9 protein-coding genes and 2 tRNA genes are annotated in these 12,293 nt (G+C 34.2%); 6 read left to right on the plus strand and 5 right to left on the minus strand.

The annotated features are described in order from the left end of the window. Positions 1-19: 19 nt before the first annotated feature. The gene (locus FLV_RS08405; RefSeq protein WP_243232863.1) at positions 20-1,198 is read left to right on the plus strand and encodes a Pycsar system effector family protein; all 1,179 of its coding nucleotides are present in this window, start codon (positions 20-22) and stop codon (positions 1,196-1,198) included. A 19-nt stretch (positions 1,199-1,217) separates the two neighbouring features. On the opposite strand, the gene FLV_RS08410 is transcribed toward FLV_RS08405, so the two are convergent. From FLV_RS08410 to proS, 5 genes are all read right to left on the minus strand, one after another. Continuing rightward, positions 1,218-3,584 carry a GAF domain-containing protein gene (locus tag FLV_RS08410; protein WP_243232864.1) on the minus strand — a complete coding sequence of 789 codons (2,367 nt, stop codon included), beginning with the start codon at positions 3,582-3,584 and terminating at the stop codon, positions 1,218-1,220. Between the two features lie 157 nt (positions 3,585-3,741). Beyond that, the gene (gene rpsT / locus FLV_RS08415; protein WP_243232865.1) at positions 3,742-3,993 is read right to left on the minus strand and encodes a 30S ribosomal protein S20; all 252 of its coding nucleotides are present in this window, start codon (positions 3,991-3,993) and stop codon (positions 3,742-3,744) included. Between the two features lie 157 nt (positions 3,994-4,150). Further along, positions 4,151-4,222 (minus strand) — tRNA-Glu (locus FLV_RS08420). A 38-nt stretch (positions 4,223-4,260) separates the two neighbouring features. Next, positions 4,261-4,332: transfer RNA gene (locus FLV_RS08425), tRNA-Glu, on the minus strand. Between the two features lie 78 nt (positions 4,333-4,410). Next, positions 4,411-5,889 carry a proline--tRNA ligase gene (gene proS, locus FLV_RS08430; RefSeq protein WP_243232866.1) on the minus strand — a complete coding sequence of 493 codons (1,479 nt, stop codon included), beginning with the start codon at positions 5,887-5,889 and terminating at the stop codon, positions 4,411-4,413. Between the two features lie 101 nt (positions 5,890-5,990). Here proS and FLV_RS08435 point away from each other — a divergent pair, with 101 nt between their 5' ends. The 5 genes from FLV_RS08435 (at position 5,991) to FLV_RS08455 (ending at position 11,598) form a co-directional block, all read left to right on the plus strand. Continuing rightward, complete coding sequence (locus FLV_RS08435; protein WP_243232867.1) at positions 5,991-6,986, plus strand: hypothetical protein; 996 nt, start codon at positions 5,991-5,993, stop codon at positions 6,984-6,986. 49 nt (positions 6,987-7,035) lie between these two features. Further along, complete coding sequence (locus FLV_RS08440) at positions 7,036-8,544, plus strand: OmpP1/FadL family transporter (protein ID WP_243232868.1); 1,509 nt, start codon at positions 7,036-7,038, stop codon at positions 8,542-8,544. Between the two features lie 219 nt (positions 8,545-8,763). Continuing rightward, a complete protein-coding gene (rimO, locus tag FLV_RS08445; protein WP_243232869.1) occupies positions 8,764-10,077 on the plus strand; it encodes a 30S ribosomal protein S12 methylthiotransferase RimO in 1,314 nt (437 codons plus the stop codon). 47 nt (positions 10,078-10,124) lie between these two features. Further along, on the plus strand, positions 10,125-10,655 hold the full coding sequence (locus tag FLV_RS08450; protein ID WP_243232876.1) for a hypothetical protein: 531 nt from the start codon (positions 10,125-10,127) through the stop codon (positions 10,653-10,655). Between the two features lie 31 nt (positions 10,656-10,686). Next, complete coding sequence (locus tag FLV_RS08455) at positions 10,687-11,598, plus strand: N-acetylmuramoyl-L-alanine amidase (RefSeq protein WP_243232877.1); 912 nt, start codon at positions 10,687-10,689, stop codon at positions 11,596-11,598. Positions 11,599-12,293 lie beyond the last annotated feature (695 nt).

Genomic DNA, 12,293 nt, shown 5'->3' on the forward strand with positions numbered 1-12,293 from the left:
GTGGTATAAAATATTCTTTATGAATCTAATAGAACAATCCGAAGATTTCGTCAGTAATTTACTCAAAGATAAACTTTCTAATTTATATTCTTATCATAATTTCAACCATACTTTAACGGTTGTAAGTGCTGTAAAAGAGCTTTGCAAAAAAGAAGAAGTAAGCGATGACGATAAAAAAGCACTTTTGACTGCAGCATGGTTTCATGACACAGGATATATCGAAGGTTCTGAAAATCATGAAAAAGAAAGCGTAAAAATTGCTCAAGAATTTTTAAAAGAAAATGGAGAATCTGATGATTTTATAAACAGTGTTTCTAACTTGATTTTGGCAACTGTTAAAGACTATGTACCCAAAACGCATTTAGAAAAAATTATTAAAGATGCTGATTATGCTCATCTTATGGGTTCAGAATATTTTACTACCTGCGAATTGCTTCGTTTAGAACTTAAAAACACGGGCGTGGTTACTTTTTCAAATTCAGAGTGGACAAAAGAAAATTTAAACTTTCTGCTAAACAAACATCGCTTCTACACAGGTTATGCATTGAGAAAATGGCAGCCTCTAAAAGAAAAAAACCTAATTCTTATTCAAAAAAAAATAAACAAACAAGAGTTAAAAGCAGCAACAGCAATTGAAGAAGACAATAAAAAGAAAGAGAAACTTGAGAAACCGGATCGCGGTATTGATACCTTGTTTCGTGTCACGCTTGGAAATCACACCCGATTAAGCGGCATTGCAGACAGTAAAGCCAATATTTTATTATCTGTAAATGCGATTATTATTTCAATTGCGCTTTCGTCTATTATTCCAAAATTAGATAGTCCAAAAAATGCGCATTTAGTTATTCCAACTTTTATAATGCTCATGTCCAGTGTAATCACAATCATTTTTGCAATTCTTTCAACAAGACCAAAAGTAACATCAGGCTTTTTTACACGTGAAGATGTAGAAGCAAAAAAAGTAAATTTAATGTTTTTTGGAAATTTTTATAAAATGCCTTTACATGAATATGATTGGGCAATGAACGAAATGATGAAAGACCGTGATTACTTATACGCTACAATGATTAAGGATCTGTATTATTTAGGTCTGGTTTTACAACGAAAATATAATTTACTCCGAATTGCATACAACTTTTTTATGGTTGGAATTATCATTACGGTTATCGCATTTGTTATTGCTTTCAAGTCTATTTAAAGAAAAAGCTCAACTTTTTTTAGTTGAGCTCATCTAATAAATCCTGATACGTTATTTTTTTTACCAACGGGTTTTCAGTATTATTAATCACTTTTACACGAATAGCCTTCAAACCGGAAACCCCCTGAAGATCTTCTACCTCAAATTGCTCTATTGCAGGTTCAAGTATTTTTTTGTGCTGCAGATATTTAATGTATTTTAAGTATTCTGCTTCTTCACTATTTTGCGAGTATACAATCGTAATTTTTTCTTTTTCTGTAATGCGTTCGTTCGTTCCTTTAATATTCGATTTATCAATTCGTTTTTTAACAACTTCATATCTCGCATTATAAGTCCCATCAACATCAAAACGTTTTTCATCCATTCTGAAACGAATCGAAAGCGGCGCACTGAAAACCAGTATTAAAGAAGTCACATCCAGTTCATAAGGAAGAGATTCCTTGAGCTGATGATGTTCTAATTCCATTTCACACAAAGTTTGCAGCTGCCATAAACGCAGATTATGCAAATACATCATATCAAAAGGTTTTGCTGGCGAAATAGAGGCACCTATATACAAATTATGCTCTACTCCGTCCGTTTTAAAACGTTCATAATAATGAGGATATATTTGTTGAGCTTCAAGCTGCTTTTTATCCAGAACAGAAGCTAATTTTTTATTGATAATAGACATTGCATTATCAAATTTCTTTCTTTCCTGATAAAATAATCCTGTTTTTTCATCCAGACTTTCAAAATATAATTCTTCTAACTTTTTATTTTTAGCGTTCTCTTTTGTATTTTTTAATATCGGATGAATTTCTTCTTCAATATAACGCTGAATATGCTGTTCTGTATCTGCCTTTAAAGGAAATTCCAACTCCGTTCGAAGAGATTCCAATTCGAATTTTCGTTGCTCCAAAAGAACAAGATTTGAATTTGTTTTCTGATTATTAAAAATCTCTAAAAGAGCCGTAAGCTGATTTTTTAAATCGATTTTTACGGTTTCATTTCGATGCTCTGAAGAACTTTTGATATCGATTTGTCCATATAAAGGATATACATTTTTAAAAACAATCTCTTTAAAAATATAATCTTTTGTATGATTGCTATTTTGAAAATAATTTTGAGATTCTTTTCTGAATTTCCAGTAAACACTTGGATGGATCGTGGTATATTCACGCTGAATAATAGCTTCTACCTGATGCTGCATATCTGTATTATAACGATCTATCGTATCAGTCAGATAGGGCAAAATTAATTCGAGTTTTGTTGCGTTTATACTATTTAATTCTCTTCGATTTTGAGATACAATTTCTAAGATCCCTAAAAAATGATCATTTTTAATAATTGGAGCAAAAATACAACTGCCAATATTTTGACGAAGCAAATGCTGTCCCAGTTTTTCATTTCCTGGCTCCTTAGAAAATTTTTCAACGTTCGAAATTACAAAAGGTTCCTTTTTTTCGAGTAAATTTTCAAAAGAGCATCCAAAAAAGGCATTTTTACAATCTACTTCCTGATTATCCAAAAGCAAAAAACTGTGCATTTGATTATCAAATTTAACCGGTGTATTGAATTTTTCTTCTTCAGAATTATAAATTATAAAACCAAACTTTAACCCCGGAATTTTAAACAGTGATATAAAAATAGATTCAATAATTTCTGTTGGAGTAACAGTATCATCAGGTTTTAACAAATTGCTTTTTAAATTCGAAATAGCATTTTCTGTAGTGGCATCAAATAAAGAAACAATTCCAAAACCTTTTAGTATCCAGCTTCCTACTGGGAATTTTGATTTCCAAAGTTCAATATCAGTATAATTATCTATAAGCAAATCGATATCTTCCTGCGTAAGCTGTACTGATTTTTCAGTTGGAATTATTTCAATAAAATCAGCATTATACAAAATACGATAGTGTCTGATTACCCCTTTTTCATCCGGGATATCATAGAAAAAAGGTTTATTAAAATCTATATTTTGTTTATAATAACTGCTTAAAATCAGACAGCAATTATTAATATAAAATTGATGCTCATCAAAATCACGGATTTCCATATCAAATTCTGAACCTGCATTACTCAAAATTTTCCTAAATCGTTCCGTATAATTGAAAGTTAAATTCTGAAATGGAATTGTAACGGCTTTTATTTCGTTATGCGTTAAAGCAGTCGGAAACAAATCAGCCAACAGGTTTTTTATAAGACTCTCATTTTTTTGAATAATCCTGTAATCTTCAATTCCTGTTCTAAACTCAGGCAGAGGTTCTATTTCTTTCAGAATTGCTTTTGCATAATTTGATCGATAATCAACATCTGACAAAGCTATTTCCTCAAAAGATTCAATTAGTTTATGAAATGATATTATGGTTCTGAAAGGGCTTTCTTTAAACAAATGAGTATTCATCTGAAATGTAGTTTAGAATGCAAAATTAGTGATTAAGTCAATCTGATGTCTTATTTCTTCTAAATATTTTTACATAGCTTTTCAATCTAAACTTAATTAAAACAAAAAAAGTCCTCAAAAATGAGGACTTTTATATATTTTAGGAAATTGCAATTAATTACAATTTAGCAACATGTTTCGTTAATTTAGACTTCAGGTTAGAAGCTTTGTTATCGTGTATGATGTTCTTTTTTGCTAATTTATCAATCATAGAGATTACAGTTGATAATTTAGAAACTGCATCAGATTTTTCAGTAGCTAATCTTAACGCTTTAATGGCATTACGAGTAGTTTTATGTTGGTATCTGTTAAGAACTCTTCTTTTTTCGTTACTTCTGATTCTTTTTAATGCTGACTTATGATTTGCCATTTCTTTTAATTTTAGATGTAATAATTATTATAAATACTAGTTAAAAAAGAAAAACCTCCCACAATTGAAAAAAAACAATCACTTTGGTTTTAACTAATAAAACAAAAATCGAGACACCAATTTTTATTTCATAAAACTTATTTACAACTATCTTTTGTAGTCCGTGGGGGAATCGAACCCCCCTTACCAGGATGAAAACCTGGCGTCCTAACCGATAGACGAACGGACCATTATATCAAGTAAACAACTTAATTTGCAGAAAAAAAGTAGTCCGTGGGGGAATCGAACCCCCCTTACCAGGATGAAAACCTGGCGTCCTAACCGATAGACGAACGGACCGTGCTTCTTTATTGCGGATGCAAAGATACATCTATTTTTTAGTTGCACAATAGCTAAGACAAAAAAAATATTTTTTTTTTAATATGCCTTAGCAAAAAGCACTCTTTTAGAAGAAGAATTCCCAGTAAACACACAGGTTCCCGCCTCTTCAACAGCATCCAAAGGAATACAACGAATTGTAGCTTTTGTCAAATCTTTTATCTTTTCTTCAGTTGCAGCTGTTCCGTCCCAATGAGCCGAAATAAAACCACCTTTACCATTCAACACTTCTTTAAATTCCTCAAAACTATTTACTTCCGTAATATGAGTATTGCGATAATCTAATGCTTTTGTAAACAAATCAGTTTGAATCTGCTCTAAAAGATTATTTATATGCTCAACGATTTTTTCGTTCGCAACAACCTCTTTTGTCAAATTATCACGTCTTGCCACTTCAAAAGTTCCATTTTCTAAATCTTTTGGTCCAACGGCAATTCTAACAGGAACTCCTTTTAATTCCCATTCAGCAAATTTGAATCCTGGTTTTTGAGTTGTTCTGTCATCATATTTAACCGAAATCTTAAGCTTTCTCAATTTAGCTGTCAATTCATTAACTGCTGCCGTAATTTCAGCAAGTTGCTCATCCGTTTTATAAATCGGAACAATAACAACCTGTATTGGCGCTAAATTAGGAGGCAATACCAATCCCTGATCATCTGAGTGTGTCATAATCAACGCCCCCATCAATCTGGTCGAAACCCCCCAGGAAGTTCCCCAAACATGTTCTTGTTTTCCTTCTGCGTTAGCAAACTTTACATCAAAAGCTTTTGCAAAATTCTGACCTAAAAAGTGAGAAGTTCCTGCCTGCAATGCTTTTCCGTCCTGCATCAATGCCTCGATACAATAAGTCTCATCTGCCCCGGCAAAACGTTCTGTTTCTGTTTTAAAACCTTTTACAACCGGAATCGCCATGAAGTTTTCTGCAAATTCCGCATAGACATTCATCATTTTTTCAGATTCTTCAATTGCTTCTGCTTTTGTAGCATGAGCCGTATGTCCTTCCTGCCATAAGAATTCAGCAGTTCTCAAAAACAAACGCGTACGCATTTCCCATCGTACCACATTTGCCCATTGATTAATTAACAAAGGTAAATCTCTGTAAGACTGTACCCAACCTTTATATGTAGACCAGATAATCGCCTCACTGGTTGGACGAACAATAAGTTCTTCTTCCAGTTTCGCATTCGGATCAACCATTAATTTCCCCGGTCTGGCTTCATCGTTTTTCAACCTGTAATGCGTTACAACAGCACATTCTTTTGCAAATCCTTCTGCATTTTTCTCTTCGGCTTCAAACATGCTTTTTGGCACGAATAAAGGAAAATATGCATTTTGATGTCCGGTTTCTTTAAACATCCTGTCTAACTCAGCCTGCATTTTTTCCCAAATAGCATATCCGTATGGCTTAATTACCATACATCCTCTTACTCCTGAATTTTCGGCTAAATCTGCTTTAACAACCAGTTCGTTATACCATTTCGAATAATCTTCTGATCTTGTAGTGAGGTTCTTACTCATATTGAATAGTTTGGCACAAATTTTGTTTTATTTTTTTTAACTAAATAGTTTCGCAAAACTAACTATTTTTGTAATGTGCAACAATAAAAAACACCACAGATATGAAAACTAATATTTCTCTCCGACAAAACTCTACTCATTTCTATCTAATTGGATTATTGAGTTTTCTATTAACATCGTGTGGTTCTTACCAAAATACTTCTTACAATGATAATGACGGAGTTTATGGTAATACCCGTACTTACGCTCAATCAACTACTACAGCTGCCAATAGCCAATATCAGGATTATTTCAGATCGCTGCAAGATGAAAATCTGCCAACTGAAATCTTTACAGACGTAGACAGTTATGGAAACTACGCAGAAAGCGACAGCACACAAATCGCTTCTACAGCTACAGCTTATCCTTCCTGGGGAAGCAGCAATTCTGAAGTATCTGTTAACTTTTATTCTGACCCAATGTGGTCCATGGGATTTGGTTTTGGTTTTGGCTACCCATACTACGGATGGGGAGGATATGGAGGCTACTGGGGTTATCCAGGATACGGATGGGGATACCCGGGATATTGGGGAGCCGGATGGGGCTATCCAGGCTACTGGGGACCTGGTTACGGATACGGTTACAATAACTACTCTTACAACTATGGAAGAAGAGGATCTGCAGCTTACTATGGCGGAAGAAATTACACTTCTAACAGAAATTACACCACAAACAGAAGCTACAATTCAAATAGAAATTACACCACTAACAGAAGCAACAGTTCTAGCAGAAACTACACCACTAACAGAAGTTATACAAACAGACAAAATAGTTTCTCTGACTACAGAAGAAGTTCTACTGTGAACGGCAGAACATCCAGCCCTACTTTTACCAATAGAAGAAGCACAACTCCTAATAATAGCAGTTATGATTCAAGCAGAAGATCAAACAACACAACCACCACAACCAGAAGCTACAATAATAACAACTCATCAAGAAGTTATTCAGCACCAAGTTCTTCTCGTTCATACAACAGTAGCGGTAATAGCGGAGGAAGTATGAGATCGTCTGGAGGCGGCGGTGGTGGAAGATCATACGGCGGAGGCGGAAGAAGGTAACAATTTCTTTCTTCGGTTTATCTAATACATATTATTAAAACTCATCCTAATGAAAAAAATATTTATCCTACTTATATCAGGACTAACTTTTAGCGTGTCATATTCACAAGAAGTCTCAGACGCTATGCGATATGCACAGGACAATTTAACAGGAACCGCACGCTATAGAGCCATGGGAGGTGCATTTGGAGCAGTTGGCGGAGATTTATCTTCCTTATCCGTGAATCCTGCAGGATCTGCAATATTTAACAACAATCAGGTCGGGGTTACTTTTAGCAATCAAAACATAAAAAACAACTCTGATTATTTTGGCGAACAGACCAGCGACAAAAAAAATTCATTTATTCTAAATCAAGCGGGTGCTATTTTTGTTTTTAATGACCAAAATCCAAATAACAACTGGAAAAAAATTGCAATTGGAGCCACTTATGAAAATACAAATAATTTTAATAACAATGTTTTTTCAAAAGGAGTCAATCGACGCAACTCAATTGACGGATATTTTTTAGATTATGCTAATGGAATAGCTTTAGGAGATATTACCGGTTCCGACTATAGAGATTTGCCTTACAACAAACAACAAGCATATTTTGGATTTTATGGAAAAGTAATACTCCCAGCCAATCCAAACGATGCTAACAATATACAGTACAACACCAACGTTCCTGCCGGAGGAAATTATATACAGGAAAACGAAATTTACGCCCGAGGATACAATAGCAAACTAAGTTTTAACATAGCAACGTCATATAAAGACAGGATTTTTCTGGGAGCTAATTTAAATGTACATGTTACTGACTACAGAAGATCAAGCAGTTTTTACGAAGAAAATTTTAATGATCTTGAACCAACAGAAACCATATCTTATTTACGCTTTAATAATGATTTGTACACTTACGGAAATGGCTTTTCTTTTCAGCTAGGAGCAATCGCAAAAGTTACAGAAGCTTTCAGACTTGGATTAGCTTATGAATCAAATACCTGGTATGAACTATACGATGAACTCTCCCAAAGCCTGTACACAACAACTGAAAACAATGCAAATCAGATTTCTGATCATCCCGTCAACCCTCGAGTTACCAATGTATATGAACCCTACACCTTACAGACTCCTGGGAAATTTACCTTTAGCGGTGCTTATGTATTTGGGAAATCAGGTTTAATCAGCATTGACTATTCTATTAAGGATTATGGAAACAGCAGGTTCAAACCAACAAACGACTCAGATTTCAGACCTCTAAACAGCCAAATTAATAATGAATTAACCAATAACGGCGAATTAAGAATTGGCGGCGAATACAAAATCAAACGACTAAGCTTACGCGGAGGATACCGTTTTGAAGAAAGCCCTTATAAAGACGAAAAAACGATTGGAGATTTAAACAGCTATTCAGGCGGTTTAGGATATAATTTCGGGGGAACAAAATTAGATTTGGCTTATTCTTTCACTGAAAGAAAATCTAATCAGCGCTTTTTTGAGGCCGGATCATTTTCCGGTGCACCAAACATCACATCAAAACTAAACAATGTTTCTTTGACTTTATTATTTGAATTGTAATTAGAAATCAAAATAGATGAATGGAAATTTCCGTCTGGTCTTTACCCGGCGGATTTTTTTTAGCCCCGATAGAAGAGAAAATCCTTTTGCTTTTTTCTTTAAAAAGCAAAAGATTGTAACGGATAGCGGGAAATAGCTTCTGAAAAAACACCTAAAACAAACCTAAACAAGCGGTGTTTGAATAAAAAAGTGTAATTTTGCACTCCAATTTATAAAAGTATGAGAACCAAGTCTTTAAAAAAGAACAAAATTAACGTAATCACTCTTGGGTGTTCGAAAAATGTATATGACAGCGAAGTACTTATGGGTCAGCTTCGTGCAAACGGAAAAGAAGTTACTCATGAAGCGACAGCAAAAGAGGAAGGAAACATTATCGTAATTAACACTTGTGGTTTTATTGACAATGCGAAAGCAGAATCGGTAAACATGATTTTGGAATATGCTGACAAAAAAGACAAAGGTTTAGTTGATAAGGTTTTTGTAACAGGATGTTTATCAGAACGCTACAGACCGGATTTAGAAAAAGAAATCCCGAATGTAGACCAATATTTTGGAACTACTGAACTTCCTCAGCTTTTGAAAGCACTGGGTGCCGATTATAAACATGAGTTACTAGGAGAACGTTTAACGACTACTCCAAAAAATTACGCTTACTTAAAAATCGCTGAAGGCTGTGACAGACCATGTAGTTTCTGTGCCATTCCGTTAATGCGTGGTTCGCACGTTTCTCAGCCAATTGAAAAATTAGTTAAGGAAGCACAAGGTTTAGCTAAAAATGGTGTTAAAGAATTGATTTTGATTGCTCAGGACTTAACTTATTATGGTCTTGACCTTTATAAAAAGAGAAATCTTGCAGAATTATTAGAAGCACTGGCAACTATTGAAGGAATTGAATGGATTCGTTTACATTATGCCTACCCTACCGGTTTTCCGATGGATGTTTTGGAATTAATGAAACGTGAACCTAAAATCTGTAATTATATTGATATTCCGTTACAGCATATTTCGGATAATATTTTAAAATCGATGCGTCGTGGTACAACTCAGGCCAAGACGACTCAGTTATTGAAAGATTTTCGCGCTGCAGTTCCGGGAATGGCCATCAGAACTACTTTGATTGTAGGTTATCCGGGCGAAACTCAGGAAGATTTTGAAATTTTGAAAGATTTTGTTCAGGAGATGAAATTTGACAGAATGGGATGTTTTGCTTATTCACACGAAGAAAACACCCACGCTTATTTACTGGAAGATGATGTTCCTGCTGATGTGAAACAAGCCAGAGCCAATGAAATCATGGAATTACAATCGCAAATTTCATGGGATTTGAATCAGGAGAAGGTTGGTCAAGTTTACAAATGTATTATTGACCGAAAAGAAGGCGCTCATTTTGTGGGAAGAACAGAATTTGACAGTCCGGATGTTGATAATGAAGTTTTGATAGACGCATCAAAACATTACGTAAAAACAGGTGAATTTGTTAATATCAGGATAATAGAAGCTACAGAATTTGATTTATACGGAGAACCTGCTTAAATTTACAGTAAACAATTATCCAAATCATCAACTTAGATAAAAAATTTATGAAACCTATTCCACCTCTATTTCTTTTACTTTTTGCTTTATTAAGCTTTAATTCCGTTTCTGCACAATACGGAAATGGATATAACAACGGTTATGGTAATGGCTATGGAGGAAGAGGCGGTATGGGTATGGACAGAAGTATGATGCAGGGCCCCCAAAGCAGCCCAAGCAAACCTAAAGAAGTACCCGTTGAAGAAACTGCCGCAAAAATTGTGGAGCAAATGAAACCCGAAGTCAATCTTGACGAATTACAAGTTATTGCTATTACAAATGTCCTGGCAGACAGCATGAGAGAACAAGGAGTTCTTTTGAAAAATGAAAACAGCAGTCAGGAACAAAAAATTGAGCAGATAAATGCGTTAAGAGAAGTTACCAACAAAAAAATAACAGCTTTTTTAAATCCGGGACAGGCAGAAAAATACACTACTTTCATGGCTAATTTTAAAGAAATTAAAAAAACTAAGTCAAAAAAGAAGAAAGACAAAAAAGAAGTTAAAGAAGATACTGAAGAAACAAAACCTGCAGAGTAATTTATCTACACTTAACCTTAAAATGTAAAACATGTTAAAAAAACATTTTTGCTATCTCATTTCAGCAATTATCATTACTTCTTGCGGAACAAAAAATCCATACAAGACAACTGAAAAGGTTTATGATCAACAGCTCAAAACTTTAGAAAACCAAATTACCAGCAAAGAAGTTCAACCTATATTACCAGTAGTTCCGCCAATTGTTATTGATACAACTTATGCTTCACAATTAGGTATTGTAAAGGATACTCTATCTAAAACCGGTTCTACTGTTTTATTAAACGGCATTAACACAGAATGGGTAGGTACCGTCAATTTTAATTTGAGAAAACCGAGTTTCGTTATTATTCACCATACTGCACAAGATTCTTTACAACAAACAATTAATACTTTTACAAAAGCCAGAACACAGGTAAGTGCACACTATATCATTTCTGAAAACGGAAAAGTGGTTCAGATGTTAAATGATTACTTAAGAGCCTGGCATGCCGGAGCTTCTACCTGGGGAAAAAACACTGATTTAAATTCTTCATCAATAGGTATTGAGCTTGACAATAATGGTTTTAAACCTTTTACAGAAGCTCAAATCAGCAGTTTAGTTGCTCTTTTAACAAAATTAAAAAAAGACTACAACATTCCGACACAAAACATATTAGGTCATGCTGATATCGCTCCCGGAAGAAAACAAGATCCTAGTGCCTTGTTTCCATGGAAAACATTAGCAGAAAAAGGATTTGGAATATGGCCTGATGCCGTTTTAGAAGAAGCTCCTTTTGATTTTAGAATTGAACCTGCATTGCGAATTATTGGTTATAACACCAAAAATCTTTCGGCAGCAATAATGGCTTTTAAATTACATTATATTCAAACAGACACTACGGTTACTTTAGATCGAAAAACAATAGATACCATTTATTCGATTTACAAAAAGCAACTTCAATAAAAACATAGTTCTAAAAAAAAAAAAAAACGCATTCCTAATACATTTTAGAGAATGCGTTTTGTTTTTTTCTTTTAAGTCCTTAAATTCTGCAAAATACCATTCAATAAAATCTGCTTCAAATCTAAATCATATTTAGTTGATGTAAAACCAAATCAATCAAAAAAGTATAAATCCTAAATACAACACCTTTATGGCTTTGTTGAAACAAATATAACACTTAGTAGCATCGAGACGTTTTATTTATAGAAAAAAGGCTTCGAATAAGTTTATCCTGAGCGAAACCGAATGGACTCAGCCTGGCACCAGTTTTCAATTATATTTAGAATATAAACTTAACCGTTGGGTGAAATTGATTTGATTATAAAAAGTATAAAATCGGGAGCAAAACATCATTTATAACTTAAGGAATTGATGTCATCCTGAACGAAGTCGAAGGCTTTTGAACACGAAAGGGCTTCGACTAAGTTTACTAAGCGAAGACGAATGGACTCAGCCAGGCACCAGTTTTCAATTATATTTAGAATATAAACTTAACCGTTGGGTGAAATTGATTTGATTATAAAAAGTATAAAATCGGGAGCAAAACATCATTTATAACTTAAGGAATTGATGTCATCCTGAACGAAGTCGAAGGCTTTTGAACACGAAAGGGCTTCGACTAAGTTTACTAAGCGAAGACGAATGGACTCAGCCAG

Source organism: Flavobacterium pectinovorum (assembly GCF_022802975.1).
GTDB classification, from domain to species: Bacteria; Bacteroidota; Bacteroidia; order Flavobacteriales; family Flavobacteriaceae; genus Flavobacterium; species Flavobacterium pectinovorum_B.

Bases quoted from the DNA above. Each gene is read 5' to 3' on its own strand.
- FLV_RS08435 (WP_243232867.1), top strand. From the start codon at position 5,991: ATGAAAACTAATATTTCTCTCCGACAAAACTCTACTCATTTCTATCTA.
- FLV_RS08410 (WP_243232864.1), bottom strand. From the start codon at position 3,584: ATGAATACTCATTTGTTTAAAGAAAGCCCTTTCAGAACCATAATATCA.
- proS (WP_243232866.1), bottom strand. From the start codon at position 5,889: ATGAGTAAGAACCTCACTACAAGATCAGAAGATTATTCGAAATGGTAT.
- rpsT (WP_243232865.1), bottom strand. From the start codon at position 3,993: ATGGCAAATCATAAGTCAGCATTAAAAAGAATCAGAAGTAACGAAAAA.
- FLV_RS08405 (WP_243232863.1), top strand. From the start codon at position 20: ATGAATCTAATAGAACAATCCGAAGATTTCGTCAGTAATTTACTCAAA.
- FLV_RS08455 (WP_243232877.1), top strand. From the start codon at position 10,687: ATGTTAAAAAAACATTTTTGCTATCTCATTTCAGCAATTATCATTACT.
- FLV_RS08440 (WP_243232868.1), top strand. From the start codon at position 7,036: ATGAAAAAAATATTTATCCTACTTATATCAGGACTAACTTTTAGCGTG.
- FLV_RS08450 (WP_243232876.1), top strand. From the start codon at position 10,125: ATGAAACCTATTCCACCTCTATTTCTTTTACTTTTTGCTTTATTAAGC.
- rimO (WP_243232869.1), top strand. From the start codon at position 8,764: ATGAGAACCAAGTCTTTAAAAAAGAACAAAATTAACGTAATCACTCTT.